The sequence below is a fragment of the Sporosarcina sp. FSL W8-0480 genome (assembly GCF_037963765.1).
Taxonomy (GTDB): Bacteria; Bacillota; Bacilli; order Bacillales_A; family Planococcaceae; genus Sporosarcina.
Genome location: NZ_CP150166.1, coordinates 2430699 through 2446435, shown reverse-complemented (window position 1 = coordinate 2446435; position 15737 = coordinate 2430699). Strand labels below are relative to the sequence as shown.

Annotated in this window: 14 protein-coding genes; 13 read left to right on the top strand and 1 reads right to left on the bottom strand. The window is 42.0% G+C overall.

The window, feature by feature from the left end:
- Positions 1–96: 96 nt before the first annotated feature.
- The 6 genes from ruvA to NSQ43_RS12670 all read left to right on the top strand — a co-directional run bounded on the left by ruvA (position 97) and on the right by NSQ43_RS12670 (position 5147).
- Complete coding sequence (ruvA, locus tag NSQ43_RS12695; RefSeq protein WP_339250738.1) at positions 97–702, top strand: Holliday junction branch migration protein RuvA; 606 nt, start codon at positions 97–99, stop codon at positions 700–702.
- A 33-nt stretch (positions 703–735) separates the two neighbouring features.
- Positions 736–1740 (top strand): Holliday junction branch migration DNA helicase RuvB, encoded by a 1005-nt coding sequence (ruvB, locus tag NSQ43_RS12690; RefSeq protein WP_339250736.1) that lies wholly within the window; start codon positions 736–738, stop codon positions 1738–1740.
- Positions 1741–1869: 129 nt separating this feature from the next.
- Positions 1870–2910, top strand: coding sequence for a tRNA preQ1(34) S-adenosylmethionine ribosyltransferase-isomerase QueA (gene queA, locus NSQ43_RS12685; RefSeq protein ID WP_339250734.1), 1041 nt, complete (start codon positions 1870–1872; stop codon positions 2908–2910).
- Between the two features lie 38 nt (positions 2911–2948).
- Positions 2949–4088 carry a tRNA guanosine(34) transglycosylase Tgt gene (gene tgt / locus NSQ43_RS12680; RefSeq protein ID WP_339250732.1) on the top strand — a complete coding sequence of 380 codons (1140 nt, stop codon included), beginning with the start codon at positions 2949–2951 and terminating at the stop codon, positions 4086–4088.
- Positions 4089–4126: 38 nt separating this feature from the next.
- Positions 4127–4396, top strand: coding sequence for a preprotein translocase subunit YajC (yajC, locus tag NSQ43_RS12675; RefSeq protein ID WP_339250730.1), 270 nt, complete (start codon positions 4127–4129; stop codon positions 4394–4396).
- 109 nt (positions 4397–4505) lie between these two features.
- On the top strand, positions 4506–5147 hold the full coding sequence (locus NSQ43_RS12670) for a DUF421 domain-containing protein (protein ID WP_339250728.1): 642 nt from the start codon (positions 4506–4508) through the stop codon (positions 5145–5147).
- Here NSQ43_RS12670 and NSQ43_RS12665 read toward each other — a convergent pair.
- Positions 5141–6658, bottom strand: a complete 1518-nt coding sequence (locus NSQ43_RS12665; RefSeq protein WP_339250726.1) for an oligosaccharide flippase family protein — start codon at positions 6656–6658, stop codon at positions 5141–5143. The genes NSQ43_RS12670 and NSQ43_RS12665 overlap by 7 nt on opposite strands.
- A 96-nt stretch (positions 6659–6754) precedes the next feature.
- On the opposite strand from NSQ43_RS12665, the gene NSQ43_RS12660 reads away from it, so the two are divergent.
- The 7 genes from NSQ43_RS12660 to dtd all read left to right on the top strand — a co-directional run bounded on the left by NSQ43_RS12660 (position 6755) and on the right by dtd (position 15716).
- Complete coding sequence (locus tag NSQ43_RS12660; RefSeq protein WP_339250724.1) at positions 6755–7075, top strand: post-transcriptional regulator; 321 nt, start codon at positions 6755–6757, stop codon at positions 7073–7075.
- A 127-nt stretch (positions 7076–7202) separates the two neighbouring features.
- Positions 7203–9479 (top strand): protein translocase subunit SecDF, encoded by a 2277-nt coding sequence (secDF, locus tag NSQ43_RS12655; protein ID WP_339250722.1) that lies wholly within the window; start codon positions 7203–7205, stop codon positions 9477–9479.
- Positions 9480–9580: 101 nt separating this feature from the next.
- The gene (locus NSQ43_RS12650; RefSeq protein WP_339254902.1) at positions 9581–9904 is read left to right on the top strand and encodes a lipopolysaccharide assembly protein LapA domain-containing protein; all 324 of its coding nucleotides are present in this window, start codon (positions 9581–9583) and stop codon (positions 9902–9904) included.
- Between the two features lie 135 nt (positions 9905–10039).
- Positions 10040–12388 (top strand): single-stranded-DNA-specific exonuclease RecJ, encoded by a 2349-nt coding sequence (recJ, locus tag NSQ43_RS12645; RefSeq protein ID WP_339250720.1) that lies wholly within the window; start codon positions 10040–10042, stop codon positions 12386–12388.
- Complete coding sequence (locus NSQ43_RS12640) at positions 12379–12891, top strand: adenine phosphoribosyltransferase (RefSeq protein ID WP_339250718.1); 513 nt, start codon at positions 12379–12381, stop codon at positions 12889–12891. Before recJ ends, NSQ43_RS12640 begins: the two co-directional genes overlap by 10 nt.
- A 172-nt stretch (positions 12892–13063) precedes the next feature.
- Positions 13064–15259 carry a bifunctional (p)ppGpp synthetase/guanosine-3',5'-bis(diphosphate) 3'-pyrophosphohydrolase gene (locus NSQ43_RS12635; RefSeq protein WP_339250716.1) on the top strand — a complete coding sequence of 732 codons (2196 nt, stop codon included), beginning with the start codon at positions 13064–13066 and terminating at the stop codon, positions 15257–15259.
- Between the two features lie 16 nt (positions 15260–15275).
- Positions 15276–15716, top strand: coding sequence for a D-aminoacyl-tRNA deacylase (gene dtd / locus NSQ43_RS12630; RefSeq protein ID WP_339250715.1), 441 nt, complete (start codon positions 15276–15278; stop codon positions 15714–15716).
- The last annotated feature ends 21 nt before the right edge of the window (positions 15717–15737 follow it).

Below are 15737 nucleotides of genomic sequence, written 5' to 3'. Positions count from 1 at the left end.
TATGTTACCGGTTACTAAGAGTGACCCTATCACATCTATAGATAGAAAATCCGTTCGTATGCTATAATAGTTTCTATACTTTAGGGGGAGAATTATTTGTACGATTATATTAAAGGGATTGTCACGCGTGTGACACCGGAATACATCAGCATCGAGCAAGGTGGCGTTGGATGGCAGATTATGACTCCTAATCCATATGCATTCCACAGGACTGAAGAAATTCAGCAAGTATTCACTTACTTGCATGTCCGTGAAGATGTGCAATGGTTATTAGGGTTCAAAACAATGGAACAGCGGGAATTATTCAAAAAACTCATCACGGTTTCAGGTATCGGTCCGAAAGGCGCTCTTGCAATTTTGGCAAGTGGCATCCCATCACAAGTAATTGGTGCAATTGAAAGGGAAGATGAAAGCTTCTTAGTAAAATTCCCTGGTGTCGGTAAGAAGACAGCGAGGCAGATGATTTTAGATTTGAAGGGTAAACTTGGAGATTTATTTACCGAAATCGAAATGTTAGATGAGGAAGCAACTCTGCTTTCAATGGCTGAAAATGATGCAATTGAAGAAGCTATCCTTGCACTACAAGCACTTGGCTATTCTCAGCGGGAATTGACCAAAGTGAGAACAGAGATGCAAAAGGAAGAATTGGATACAGAAGGATATATGAAACTTGCGTTGCGCTTATTATTGAAACAGAATTAGATGTAGTCTGTTTGGAAGGAGGAATAGGCAGGCATGGAACGAGTCATTTCAAGCGAGCAATCTGGTTTTGACGATAGTTTCGAACTATCGTTACGCCCGCAGACGTTACAACAATATATTGGACAGGAGACTGTAAAGGACAATCTTAGTATTTTCATCCAAGCCGCAAAAGGTAGAAGTGAAAGCCTGGATCATGTCCTTCTTTACGGTCCTCCTGGACTTGGGAAGACAACATTGGCCACGGTCATTGCCAATGAGATGGGTGTCAATGTGAAAATGACAAGCGGCCCCGCTATAGAGCGGCCAGGGGATCTTGCAGCTATCGTCTCATCGTTGGAGCCGGGAGATGTTCTTTTCATCGACGAAATACATCGTTTGAACCGTTCAATCGAAGAAGTGCTCTATCCGGCAATGGAAGACTTCTGTCTCGACATTGTTGTCGGAAAAGGGCCATCCGCAAAATCGATAAGACTTGACCTACCTCCATTCACCTTGATAGGTGCAACAACAAGAGCAGGCTCTTTATCCGCGCCTCTGAGAGACCGTTTCGGAGTACCACTTCGTCTTGAATTTTACGGCGAAGAACCGTTAAAAGAAATTGTCACGAGAAGTGCAAACCTATTCGACGTCGCTATCGATGAAGGTGCGGCTGTAGAAATCGCACGTAGGTCAAGAGGAACACCAAGGATTGCGAATAGACTTCTACGGAGGGTTCGGGACTACGCACAGGTCAGGGGAAATGGAAGCATCACTTCAGCAATCGCTAAAGAGGCCCTTGAAATGTTGCAAGTCGATTCCCATGGCTTAGATCATATAGACCATAAATTACTCTTAGGCATGATCGAGAGATTTCGTGGCGGTCCGGTTGGAATTGATACAATTGCTGCAAGTATTGGAGAAGAGTCGATTACAATCGAAGACGTATACGAACCATACTTGCTACAAATCGGCTTCATCCAACGAACACCCCGAGGCAGAATTGCAACCCAGCTTGCCTATAATCACTTCGGCCTAACCGCCCCCGAATCATTTAACTAAACTAATAATCTTATGGTTTGGATTTAATTACTTGTAATAATACTATTCGTTGATTGAAGTGGAAAGCGTCCGCCTGTAACGTAAATCAACATTATTTTATCAACCTGACAGAAGGAGTCTTCACAAATTATGGATGTAAATGATTTCGACTTTGAATTGCCCGAAAGTCTAATAGCACAAACACCATTAACAGACCGTACAGCAAGCCGCCTAATGGTACTCGACAAACTAACAGGAAAAATTGAACACCGTCAATTCCGCCAAATTGTCGACGAATTGCAATCAGGAGATGTACTCGTCCTAAACGACACACGCGTCCTTCCAGCCCGTCTAATCGGCATCAAGGAAGACACCGGTGCATCAATCGAAGTCCTTCTCCTTAAAGAAAACGGCGAAGACGAATGGGAGACACTTGTCAAACCGGCGAAACGGGTCAAAGTCGGAACTGTCATATCGTTTGGCGATGGTAAGTTACAAGCAGAGTGTACTGAAATCTTAGAGCAAGGTGGCCGGATCTTTAAATTCCGTTATGAAGGGATCTTCTATGAAATATTAGATGCTCTTGGACAGATGCCCTTGCCCCCTTATATTACCGAATCGCTTGATGACCAATCGCGCTACCAAACAGTTTTTGCCAAGGAAAGAGGGTCAGCGGCGGCTCCTACTGCAGGTCTTCATTTTACTGAGGAAATCTTGCAGGAAATAAAGAACAAAGGCGTTGGGGTGGAATTTATCACTTTGCATGTAGGTTTAGGAACGTTCCGTCCAGTTAGTGCCGATACAATCGAAGAACATACAATGCACTCGGAATATTATCATGTGACAGAAAGCGCAGCAAATGCGATTAACGACGTAAAGTCAAAAGGTGGCAATGTAATTGCCGTTGGGACAACTTCGGCTCGTACACTTGAAACCATAGCTTCACAAAACGATGGGAAGATTATCCCGACAAGTGGTTGGACGTCCATCTTCATCTATCCAGGATATGAATTTAGTATCCTTGACGGGATGTTGACGAATTTCCATTTACCTAAATCGACGTTAATTATGTTAATATCGGCTATGGCGACTCGTGAGCATGTTTTAGCCGCATATAAAGAAGCAGTAAAAGAGAAGTACCGATTTTTTAGTTTTGGTGACGCTATGTTTATCAAGCCTCCAAAAAAGTAATGGGAATAGTATTCCTTAATTAGAAAGGGTAGTAGTTAATGGCAGCAATCACATACGAACATATTAAGACGTGTAAACAGACCGGTGCCCGTTTAGGTATCGTCCATACACCACATGGATCATTCGAAACACCTGCCTTCATGCCGGTCGGAACGCAAGCGACCGTCAAGACGATGTCACCGGAAGAGCTTAAGGAGATGGGTGCAGGAATCATCTTGGGAAATACGTATCATCTATGGCTAAGACCGGGACATGATGTTATAAAGGAGGCTGGCGGTCTTCATAAATTCATGAATTGGGATCGACCAATCTTAACGGATTCAGGTGGTTTTCAAGTATTTTCCTTGAGTGAATTCCGTAAAATAGAAGAAGAAGGTGTGCATTTCCGTCACCATTTGAATGGCAGTAAACTTTTCCTCAGTCCGGAAAAAGCGATGGAAATCCAGAATGCACTCGGCTCGGACATTATGATGGCTTTTGACGAATGCCCACCATATCCAGCAACGTTCGAATATATGAAAGCGAGTGTCGAACGTACTTCTCGATGGGCGGAACGTTGCCTAAAGGCACATGCCCGTCCTGAAGATCAAGGCCTATTTGGCATCGTGCAAGGTGGAGAATTCGAGGAACTTCGTAAACAGAGTGCAAAAGACCTTGTCTCATTGGACTTCCCGGGTTATGCTATCGGAGGATTGTCCGTCGGTGAACCGAAAGATGTCATGAATCGTGCGCTTGAATTCACAACTCCTCTCTTGCCGGAAAACAAACCGCGTTACTTGATGGGAGTTGGGTCTCCAGATTCATTGATCGATGGTGCGATACGCGGAATTGATATGTTCGACTGTGTTCTACCTACGCGTATTGCAAGGAATGGGACGCTTATGACGAGCGAAGGACGACTCGTTGTAAAAAATGCGAAATATGAGCGAGATTTCGGGCCACTCGATCCGAACTGCGATTGCTATGCTTGTAAAAATTACAGTAGAGCATACATCAGGCACTTAATCCGTGCTGGTGAAACTTTCGGGATTCGGTTAACGTCCTATCATAATCTCTATTTCTTATTGCGTTTGATGGAGCAAATTAGGGATGCAATCCGCAATGACCGTCTCGGAGACTTCCGGGAAGAGTTTTTTGAGCAATATGGATTTAATAAACCAAATGCAAAAAACTTTTGAATCTTGTATAATAAACCGAGAGAAAAGGGGGGAATAAGATGGGTGACTCATTAGGTACTTTTTTACCGATTATCGCGATGTTTGCAATTATGTGGTTTTTGTTGATCCGACCTGCACAGAAAAGACAGAAACAGACAAAACAAATGCAAGAGAGTTTAAAACGTGGTGACAAAGTTATTACAATTGGTGGGATTCACGGCGTAATCGACGCGGTGGATGAAGGTTCTGTATTCTTGAAAGTTGCAGACGGTACAACATTACAATTTGATAGACAAGCTGTTGGTCGTGTTGTGGATTCAAACGCATAATGATTATTTATAAAGAGGCAGTTTCCAATTTTGTACTGGAAGCTGCCTCTTTTATTTTGTATATTCCCGAACAGGATATGGCATCCTTTCCTAAAGGGGAGGAATATAAGTGAGTGATTTGTTAATAATTTGCATTCGAACAGTTTTTTTATATGTGTTCATCTTAGTGATTTTAAGGCTTATGGGCAAGCGCGAGGTAGGCGAGCTAAGTGTAATCGATGTCGTTGTTTTCATCATCATGGCGGAAGTGGTTGCTTTTTCGCTTGATTCACCAAATAAGAAACTGAGTCATTCCATAATTCCAATCATAATTCTTTTGGGTATACAATGGTTGACGTCCTATCTATCATTGAAAAGTAAAAAGTTCAGAGACATCGTAGATGGAGATCCGACTTTAATCATTCGACAGGGTGTTATTCAAGAGAAGGAAATGAGGAAACACCGCTATAATTTAGATGATCTATTCCAACAACTAAGGGAACAGCAAATCGGTTCAGTTCGTGAGGTTTCTTATGCTTACTTGGAACCAAACGGGAATCTTTCAGTGTTTAAAAACGACCAGACGCCACCGGTTCTTGCCCTCATTTCCGATGGTGTGATCCAAAGCCGTCATCTCGAAATTATCGGGAAATCAGAGAAATGGCTCCTTGAAGAGATAAAGGCTTTAGGTGTAAATGGTGAAGAACAGGTTTTTTACTGCTCGTTTGAAGAAGGCAAGATCCATCTTCAATTGAAAGATGAATATCAATAAAGTTTCGCAAGTCGTTTCAGCATCATTACATCATTTTTCTTCACTTGACCGAATAAGAGAAGGATTACAAGGAGGAAAGCAGTCGTAATTAAACATTCAACTAACAAGCCGAAATGTCCGATTGGAAGGAAAATAGGACGCATGACCGCTGTCATGATGAATGAAACATATGGCAATGCAAACATTGTAAAACCGGAAGCTGCGGCTTTGTTTTTTCGAAGTGTTGCGATATGAAGGAAAGAGGTGACGAGCACACCAAAGCCGATTGCAAGAACTGCCCCCGTTTCCTGAAGTCCCGGTTGTGATGCCAAAACGAACATCACGCCTAATTTTGCAATTCCGCCATAGACGGAATTCATCATTCCTGCTTTTGCATCTCCAGTCGCTTGCAAAATGGAATACAAAGGGCCCTGTATGTAGTAGAAGAAAAAAACAGGCGCCAATAATGTCATATACGATCCGCCTTCGCTAATTTTGAAGAGCTTTTCCGCAAGATCCTGTCCATGAACATAAAATACAACCGCTGCAAAAGCGCCAGTCAAAGCGGAAAGACGTAATGCGAGTTGAATCCGTTCCTGTAGCTTCTTTTTATTACTTGAGGCGGCAGCACCACTCACAGCTGGTACAAGCACTACTGACAATGCATACGGTATGAATGAAGGGAATAGCAGCAACGGAATGAGAACCCCTGAGATAATACCGTAAAGCGACGTGGCGGCAACAGCCCCTACTCCTGCCATTGAAAGTGCGCGTAAAAAGATGATTGGCTCTAAAAACCAAGTGAATGTACCGAATAATCTACTTCCCGAAGAAGGCAGGGCGATGGACAAGAGTGGTTCCATTGGGAATCTCTCTTTCTTTTGCGTAGAAACACGTTCACGTTTCTTATGCTGCTGGTATTTAAACCATAAATAACAAGCTGAAAGAGCCTCTGCAAGTAGGGTGATGCCCATCGCATAAGCGGCATTCATAGCATTGTTATCAGGAGTTAAGAACATTGGCAACATCCAGGTGATTAAAGCGATACGGCAAATTTGCTCAATAATTTGGGACCATGCTGTTTCTTCAATCCTAACAATCCCCTGAAAATACCCACGTATAAGACCGCAAACCGATGCAATCGGTATAATAGCGATTCCAACATATAAAGTAGTTGAAGATGCTGCATTTCCTAATAAAGTCTCTGATAGATAGGGAATGAATAAAATGGATGATGGGATGAAGATGGTGCCAGTTATAATCGTTATGACGGTTGCTGTTCGCATGACAGCCGGCAACTTTGCTGTTTCACCTTTTACTTTCAGCTCAGCAATCACCTTAGCGACTGCGATTGGAACACCTAATTGAACAAGTGATAAAAAGAAGATAAAGGCAGGATAGGCGGTCATATAGATTCCAACCGCTTCTTCGCCAGCTACCCGCATAAACTGGATTCGAAAGACAAAACCTAACAGCTTGGTCATAAAAACTGCAATCATTAATATGGCGGTTCCACGGATGAAAGTGGACATTCATAAACAACTCCTTCTATATTCCGGTCATTTCGTTTACACTAAATCTATGCACAAGTTTGTCTATTTACGACTGAACAGGAAAGGATGGGTAGTGTGAGTATTCAATTCGGGGAATTATACAGTCATGCAATGCCTGCAATCGAAAGCAAAAGGGAAGAATTCAAGCTATATGGCTATTCGACCGTAACAAACGAGGAAATTTGGAAATTCTGCGTCCGTAGAAAGTGGCGCAAGAAAAATATCGAACAGATGCCCATCCATGAGATTGTGAACAGCATCCTTCGATTATCAGCAGCTGAATTTATGACATTTACACAAATTGAGGAACAACGGGATGCTAATTGGTTTTCGGATTTAAATAGTGATGAGCTGCAATTATTGCTTTCGCCGAAAGCCGTAGATAGTAAGGGATAAAGTTTTACATTTATACTCACAGCTATTTGACAGATGCATTTCTCTGTTTCATAATTGGAGTATTGTATTTTTAAAAAACTGTACCAGGCAATCTTTATACCGCTCCGTACAGAGGGGGAACAATTTTATGAAAAAAAGAAGTAGGATAGTAGCGTTTTTACTCGTGCTTGTTTTGTTCGGGTCATTAGTAGGCGCTTCTATTAAACCAATTATAAAAGATGTACGACTCGGCCTCGATTTACAAGGGGGATTTGAAGTCCTTTATGAAGTTCAGCCTCTGAAGGAAGGTCAGGTAATTACTGAATCCGTCGTCACGGATACAGCAGGCGCTTTACGTAACCGTGTTGACGTCCTTGGCGTAAGCGAACCGGTTATCACAGTTGAATCGAATAATCGGATTCGAGTTCAACTGGCGGGTGTAGAAGATCAGGAAGAAGCTCGTGAATTATTATCTACGCAAGCGAATTTAACATTCCGTGATGCCAACGATAATCTTCTTTTGGACGGAACTGATTTAAAAGAAGGTAAAGCGAAGGCGAACTTCGGGGAACATGGAAACCCGGTTGTTACGCTTGAAATGAAAGATCCGGATAAGTTCGGACAAGTTACATCGGAAATTTCCAAAATACCGGAACCCGGAAATGTCATGGTTATCTGGATGGACTTTGTAGAAGGTGTCGACTCTTTCAAAGAAGAAGTTATGAAAGAGCCTGCAAAGCAGAAATTCATTTCCGCACCATCTGTAAGACATACTATTAATTCATCCAATGTTGAGATTTCCGGTAGCTTCACTGTTGAAGAAACAAAGAAATTGGCAGGCATCTTGAATGCCGGCGCTCTTCCGGTCCATCTTGAAGAAATCTATTCCACATCTGTCGGTGCCCAATTCGGTGCACAGGCATTGGATAAAACGATTTTGGCAGGAATCGTCGGTATTTCTCTAATCTTCATCTTCATGTTGTTTTATTATCGAATTCCAGGTCTTGTGGCAGTTGTCACATTATCCATCTATATTTATCTAATCCTTGTAGTATTTACAGGCATTAATGGCGTCCTTACTCTTCCTGGTATAGCAGCCCTCATGTTAGGGGTTGGTATGGCGGTCGATGCGAACATCCTGACATACGAAAGGGTTCGAGAGGAACTTCGCGTTGGGAAATCTGTAAAGTCGGCATTTACATCAGGAGCGAAATCTGCATTTACCGCAATCCTTGATGCCAATATAACAACTTTGCTTGCGGCTGTTGTTCTTTTCATATTTGGGACAAGCTCAGTTAAAGGTTTTGCGACAATGCTTATTATCAGTATCCTAGTCAGCTTCTTGACAGCTGTTTGGGGCTCAAGGTTATTGTTAGGACTTCTTGTTCATAGTGGTCTACTTGACGGGAAATCAGGACTTTTCGGCATTTCGAAAAAACGAGTCCATCCAATTGAAGAAGGTATGGACACGCTTGATCTTACAACGAAATTCGATCGATTAGATTTTGTTAAGACGCGTAAGCTGTTTTATGTCCTTTCTATTGTATTGATTATTGCAGGTATAATTGTATTAGGGATCTTCAAGTTGAATCTTGGAATCGACTTTGCAGGTGGTACACGTGTCGAAATCTTATCGGATACTCCATTAACGACTGAAGAAATTTCAAATACTCTTGAAGAAATGGGCCACCCTGCGACGGATATCGTTATTTCCGGTGATACGGATAATATTGGTGTTGTTCGTTACAAGGAAGAGTTCAAACAAGAAACAGTCAATAAATTCAAAAGGGATCTAATGGCTAAATATGGTGCGGATCCTAACATTTCAACTGTTTCTGATACAGTCGGTAAGGAATTAGTGAAGAATGCGTTTTATGCATTGCTTTACGCTGCACTTGGTATCGTTGTCTATGTAGCATTCCGATTCGAATGGCGTATGGGTGTGGCCTCAATTATCGGTCTTATACATGATGCATTCTTCATGGTTGCCGTATTCAGTATTTCAAGGCTTGAAGTGGATATCACATTCATCGCTGCAGTATTGACGATTGTCGGTTACTCAATCAATGATACGATTGTCACTTTTGACCGGATTCGTGAGAATTTGCATAAAATCGGCAAAATCAAAGACGAAAAGGTATTGGCGGATATCGTCAATAAATCATTACGTCAAACATTAGGCCGTTCGGTGAATACAGTACTGACAGTCATCTTTGTTGTAGTGGCATTAATCGTGCTTGGAGCGGAAGCAATCCGTCCATTCTCAATTGCATTGTTGATTGGTTTACTCGCAGGAACCTATTCATCCATCTTCATCTCTGCTCAAATCTGGTTTGACTTGAAGAAGAAGGAACTGCAAAAATCGGGAACATTAAAAGTTGATAAAGAGAAAAAGCAATGGGGATCTGACGAACCTGTTGTCTGATAACATAGGGAGTGGACAATGTTTATGTCCATAATGTAACAGGGTATACTAATTGTATATCCTGTTTTTATATGTACGAAAGGATGTGGTGAAGCGTGAAGATGCAATGGTCGCTAATATTAAGTCTTGTTTTTGCAATAATTATTGCCGTTTTTGCTATCCTAAATGTCGAGTCAGTCCAAGTTAACTACCTCTTTGGAACTGCACATCTTCCACTCATCCTTGTTATTCTGTTCACAGCATTTTTAGGTGCTGCCATTAGTGGGTTCATAGCAATGTTCAGGTCAATTAAAGCAAATCGTCACATCAATGAATTGAAAAAGGAAATGACAGCGAAGGAAATCATAATTGCGACACAGCAAAACGAAATGGCTGCTTTGCAACACGACAATGAAGGTAAACCCGATAATACCGACGAAAAGTAGTAAACAGTGCATCCATATTTGATTATGTGGATGTTTTTTTATTTGTAAAAGAGTTAGCGAATTTTTAATTCGAGATAATTCCTTTCAGTGGTCAACTATATCCTCTATAATAAGCATTAAAGGAAGTGAACTGCGTTGATAGAATCTATGAAAACTTGGACGATCAACCGTCCGGATGAACATGTCGTAAATTTATTCATGAATGAGTTAGGCATTCCGTCAATACACGCAAAAATCTTAGTGTCGAGGGGTATTACGGGCCTCGAAAACGCTAAATCATTTTTACATATGGACGAAAGTTGCCTGCATGATCCTTACCTGCTTTTCGACATGGACAAAGCGGTTGCACGAATCATGCAAGCTATTGAAAGACAGGAAAAAATAACTGTTTACGGTGATTATGATGCTGATGGAGTTACGAGCGTCACCGTTTTGACGACCGCCCTTGAGCGATTAGGTGCAACCGTCGATTTTAAAATACCTAACCGTTTTGAACACGGTTATGGCCCTAATATCGAATTATTCAAAGTGATGAAAGAGGCAGGAACATCTCTCATCATCACTGTGGATAATGGAATATCAGGTTTAGAAGCTATTGCGTATGCAAAATCCGTCGGAATGGATGTTATCGTAACCGATCACCATGAAGTTGGTGAAGAACTTCCAAGTGCATATGCTATCATCCATCCAAGGCATCCTGAAGGGAATTATCCGTTCGGGGAGTTGGCGGGGGTCGGTGTTGCGTTTAAGCTATCATGTGCGTTGCTTGGGGAAGTGCCTGACGAATTGTTTGAGATAGCTGCAATCGGTACTGTTGCAGATCTTGTTCCTTTAAAAGATGAGAATAGGTTCATCGTTAAGGAAGGGATTAGAAGGATGCGAAAGTCCAATAGACCCGGTATCCAAGCACTGGCGAAAGTAAGTGGCACGGAACAATCTTCTTTAAACGAAGAGTCATTGGGCTTTATGATCGGCCCAAGGTTAAATGCTCCTGGTCGCTTAGGAAGTGCGAATCCGGCGGTCCATCTTTTGAAAACGGAAGATATGATGGAGGCCGTGTCCATTGCGGAACAATTGGATACGTTGAATAAGGAGAGACAGGCGCTTGTTACAACTATTGCGGAAGAGGCTGAACAAGCGCTTATAGAAATGTACGGGGACATGCTGCCGTATGTTATTGTCCTTGCTGGGGAAGGATGGAACCCGGGGGTAGTTGGTATAGTCGCCTCCAGATTGACTGAGAAATATTATAGACCGTCAATAGTATTATCAGTTGATAAAGAATCGGCTGTTGCAAAAGGATCCGGACGAAGCATTCAAGGGTTTGACCTATTCAAGGAATTGTCGAAGAATGCCGATATCCTACCGCATTTTGGAGGGCATGAAATGGCGGCGGGTATGTCACTTTCTCTTGAGGATGTCAATTCGCTTAGAGACCGTTTGAATGAACAAGGGAAAATGGTGATGACAGATGATATCCTGACACCACGTCTAAAGATTGATGTGCCGCTTGAAATAGGTGAAATCGAAGTTGATGTGTTAGAGGGATTGGAGTCCCTACGACCTTTTGGGATAACTTTTGAAAAACCGGTTTTCCTTATTGAAGATCTATCAGCTACGTCGATTCGAAAAATCGGTGCGAATAAGAATCATTTAAAACTTGAACTGACGGATGGCGAGAACAGCATTGATATTATCGGATTTGGAAATGGGTCCATTGCCGATGAAATGAGTCCTGGAGTTAAATTATCCGTAACAGGTGACTTGCAAGTGAATGAGTGGAATGGCAGGAAAAAGCCTCAATTGCTCTTGACAGATTTACAGTCCAACGAACGTCAACTGTATGATTTGCGTGGAATTCGTGAGCCGAATAGGTGGATTTCAATCATCCCTGAAAAGAACAATCTTTTTATAGCTTTTCAGGAGGCGTCGATTGCCCATTTTCAAGCCTTGCTTAAAAATAAGCATATCCATCAATTTGGACAAGTTGAATTTATGGAAACGGACCATGTGGTTCTTTTGGATATGCCAGAGTCTACGGATCAGTTAAAAGAATTGATTGACCAAACGAATCCGAAACGGATATATGCCCATTTTCATGTCAATGAATCTTTGTACTTTGAAGGAATTCCTTCCCGAGAACAATTCGGTTGGTATTATAGTTTTCTTAAAAAACGTGGTATCTTCGACCTTCGCAAACAGGTTCAGGAATTATCAAAGCATAAAGGATGGAAGGTTGATAGAATTTATTTTATGACAATGGTGTTTTCGGAGCTTGGATTTGTTAAGATAGAGAATGGACTTGCTTCAGTTAAAGAAGATGCGTTAAAGAAGAAACTTTCAGAGGCTCCTTCCTACCAAAAAAGGGAGAGACAGATTGAACTTGAAAATAAGCTTGTTTACGCTCCGTATATGGAATTGAAAAATTGGTTTGATGCATTATGTAAAGAAACAGCCAACAGGGAGGAACAATTATGGATTTGAAAAGTTTTGTAACAATCGTGCCCGATTATCCGAAAGAGGGCATCAGTTTTAAGGATATAACAACGATAATGGATAATGGGCAAGCTTATAAATATGCCACAGACAAAATTGTCGAGTTTGCAAAAGAAATGGGAACGGATATCATCGTTGGTCCGGAAGCGAGAGGGTTCATCATCGGATGCCCTGTTGCTTATGCACTTGAAGTAGGTTTCGCTCCAGTCCGTAAGCCTGGGAAACTCCCACGTGAAACGATTGCGGTGGAATATGATCTGGAATATGGTAAAGATACATTGACAATTCATGCGGATGCCATTAAACCGGGTCAGCGCGTATTGATTGTAGATGATTTACTTGCGACAGGAGGAACAGTCGGTGCGACTGTGGAACTTGTTGAAAAATTGGGCGGCGTTGTAGCCGGATGTGCTTTTCTAATTGAGCTCTCCTATTTGAACGGACGCGATAAGTTAAAAGGGTATGAAGTTCGTGCGTTAATGTCGTATTGATTTAAAAGCTGAGCCTTTGGCGTCCGGAGCTAGATGAAATATGAACGATTAGGGTCCTTCGCGTAATGGCGAAGGGTCTTTTTTGTTCTCAAGGCTTTACATTCGTAGCCATTTATACATACAATAGAAATATGTTAATTTTTTTGCGGAAATGGTCGAAAGGAGTAATTAAATGGCGAAAAACCGTGACATGACGACAGATGAAATATTTAAACTGATTGCTTCCTATATGAATGAGCAGCATGTCGCGTTCGTCAAAAGAGCGTATGAGGGGGCAAAGGCTGCTCATGAAGGGCAATTCAGAAGTTCTGGCGAGCCATATATTCTGCACCCCATCCAAGTAGCTGGCATTTTAGCAGAATTACAGATGGACCCATCTACTGTTGCTGCGGGTTTCCTACATGATGTTGTAGAAGATACAGACGTCAGCAGGGAAGATTTAATTCGTGACTTTGGAGAAGAAGTTGCGATGTTGGTAGACGGCGTTACAAAGTTAGAAAGACTGAAATTTAAGTCAAATGAGGAAAAGCAGGCAGAGAACCACCGAAAGATGTTCGTAGCAATGGCGAGGGATATTAGGGTTATTCTTATAAAGTTAGCTGATCGTCTTCATAATATGCGCACACTGAAACATGTACCCGAGGAAAAGCAACGTAGGGTGGCTGCAGAGACTTTAGATATATTCGCTCCACTCGCACATCGCCTTGGAATTTCAACGATAAAGTGGGAGTTGGAAGACACTGCACTTCGTTATTTGAATCCACAACAATATTATCGGATTGTCAATATGATGAAGAAAAAGCGTGACGAACGTGAGAATTATTTATTGAACGTGATGGACTTAATTCGCAATGAAATAGGCGAAATGGAACTTGAAGCCGAAATCAGCGGCAGGCCAAAGCATTTGTATTCCATCTACAGGAAAATGGTCCTTCAACAAAAAGAATTCAATGAAATATATGACCTTCTTGCAGTACGAATCATCGTCAATAGCATAAAAGATTGTTATGCAGTTCTTGGCATCATTCATACATTATGGAAGCCGATGCCAGGCCGGTTTAAGGATTATATAGCTATGCCGAAGCAAAATCTTTACCAATCGATTCACACAACAGTCGTTGGTCCGGCTGGAGATCCGTTGGAAGTGCAAATCCGAACAGAGGAAATGCATAGAATTGCAGAATACGGGGTTGCTGCACACTGGGCTTATAAAGAGGGGAAAACAGTCTCCGAAAAGCCTAATAATATCGATTCCAAATTGAAGTGGTTCCGGGAAATACTGGAGTTCCAAAACGAATCATCCAATGCGGAAGAATTCATGGAATCATTGAAATTCGATTTGTTCTCCGACATGGTATACGTGTTTACGCCAAACGGTGATGTAATTGAAATTCCGCAGGGCTCAGTACCGATTGACTTTGCATATCGTGTCCATTCCGAAGTCGGAAACCGCACGATTGGTGCGAAAGTGAATGGGAAGATGGTTCCTCTGGATACTGAATTATTCACAGGCGATATTGTTGAGATACTTACTTCTAAACAATCATTTGGACCAAGTCGAGATTGGTTGAAAATCGCAAATACTTCTCAAGCAAGAAATAAAATTCGGCAATATTTCAAAAAGCAATTAAGAGAAGAGAATATTATAAAAGGCACGGAAATGGTTGAGAAAGAAGTTAAGTTGCAGGAATTTGATTTGAAAGCTGTGTTGACACCGGAAAATATTCAGCGCACAATCGACAAATTCAGCTTTACTTCTGAAGAGGACATGTATGCCGCAATTGGATCCAATGGAATCACTGCTCAGCAGGTTGTAAATAGGTTGGCAGAGAAGATTCGGAAGGAACGTGACCATCAGGAGACGATTGATAAAATCGTTTCGGATATGAAGACCCCGCAACAAGTCCGGACAACAGAGTCTGGTGTTATTGTCAGGGGGCTTGAGAACTTGCTGATCCGACTTTCAAGATGTTGCAACCCGATTCCAGGTGACGACATTGTTGGATTTATTACGAAAGGTCGGGGAGTTTCCGTTCACAGATCAGATTGTCCGAATATCCATACTGAAGAGGATACCGACAGGCTGATTGATGTCGAATGGGCAGTCGACTCGAATGCTTCAAGAAAGGACTTCCAAGTGGATATTGAGATTTCCGCTTTTGATAGACAAGGACTTCTTAACGAAGTGATGATGGTTGTTGCTGATACAAAAACACCAATGGTCGCTGTAAGTGGGAAAGCTGATAAGGAAAAAATCGCAAAAATCAATATGACGATAAAAATAACGGATGTTGCTCATTTACACCGAATTGTCGATCGTATTAAACAAATACGAGACATCTTTTCGGTACAACGTGTAATCCATTAATGGGTAGGTGTTTTACTTGAGAGTCATTTTACAAAGATCTGGTGAAGCGTCCGTCACAGTTGATGGGGAAGTGACAGGCTCAATCGATAAGGGCTATGTCCTTCTTGTAGGCGTCACTCATGACGACAGAGAGCAGGATGCTGATTATATCGCAAAGAAAATAGCCGGCCTTCGATTATGGGAAGATGATGAAGGAAAGATGAATCATGCAATCGATGAAGTGGGAGGAGCCATTCTTTCCGTTTCCCAATTTACATTGTATGGAGACGTAAGAAAAGGACGGCGCCCGAGTTTCATCGAGGCGGCAAGACCGGAACATGCAGAGCCGCTCTGGAACTATTTTAATGATGCAATGCGTGAGCAAGGCTTGCATGTCGAAACAGGGATATTCGGTGCCATGATGGACGTGGAGCTAGTCAATGATGGTCCGGTTACAATTATTATCGAGTCAAAATGAAAACCGCAACTCCTTTTAGAG

What these genes read in the sequence shown, in the direction of transcription:
- NSQ43_RS12665 (WP_339250726.1), bottom strand. Translation starts at nt 6,658, where the DNA reads ATGTCCACTTTCATCCGTGGAACCGCCATATTAATGATTGCAGTTTTT.
- NSQ43_RS12635 (WP_339250716.1), top strand. Translation starts at nt 13,064, where the DNA reads ATGGCGAAAAACCGTGACATGACGACAGATGAAATATTTAAACTGATT.
- NSQ43_RS12640 (WP_339250718.1), top strand. Translation starts at nt 12,379, where the DNA reads ATGGATTTGAAAAGTTTTGTAACAATCGTGCCCGATTATCCGAAAGAG.
- queA (WP_339250734.1), top strand. Translation starts at nt 1,870, where the DNA reads ATGGATGTAAATGATTTCGACTTTGAATTGCCCGAAAGTCTAATAGCA.
- yajC (WP_339250730.1), top strand. Translation starts at nt 4,127, where the DNA reads ATGGGTGACTCATTAGGTACTTTTTTACCGATTATCGCGATGTTTGCA.
- ruvB (WP_339250736.1), top strand. Translation starts at nt 736, where the DNA reads ATGGAACGAGTCATTTCAAGCGAGCAATCTGGTTTTGACGATAGTTTC.
- NSQ43_RS12650 (WP_339254902.1), top strand. Translation starts at nt 9,581, where the DNA reads ATGCAATGGTCGCTAATATTAAGTCTTGTTTTTGCAATAATTATTGCC.
- secDF (WP_339250722.1), top strand. Translation starts at nt 7,203, where the DNA reads ATGAAAAAAAGAAGTAGGATAGTAGCGTTTTTACTCGTGCTTGTTTTG.
- tgt (WP_339250732.1), top strand. Translation starts at nt 2,949, where the DNA reads ATGGCAGCAATCACATACGAACATATTAAGACGTGTAAACAGACCGGT.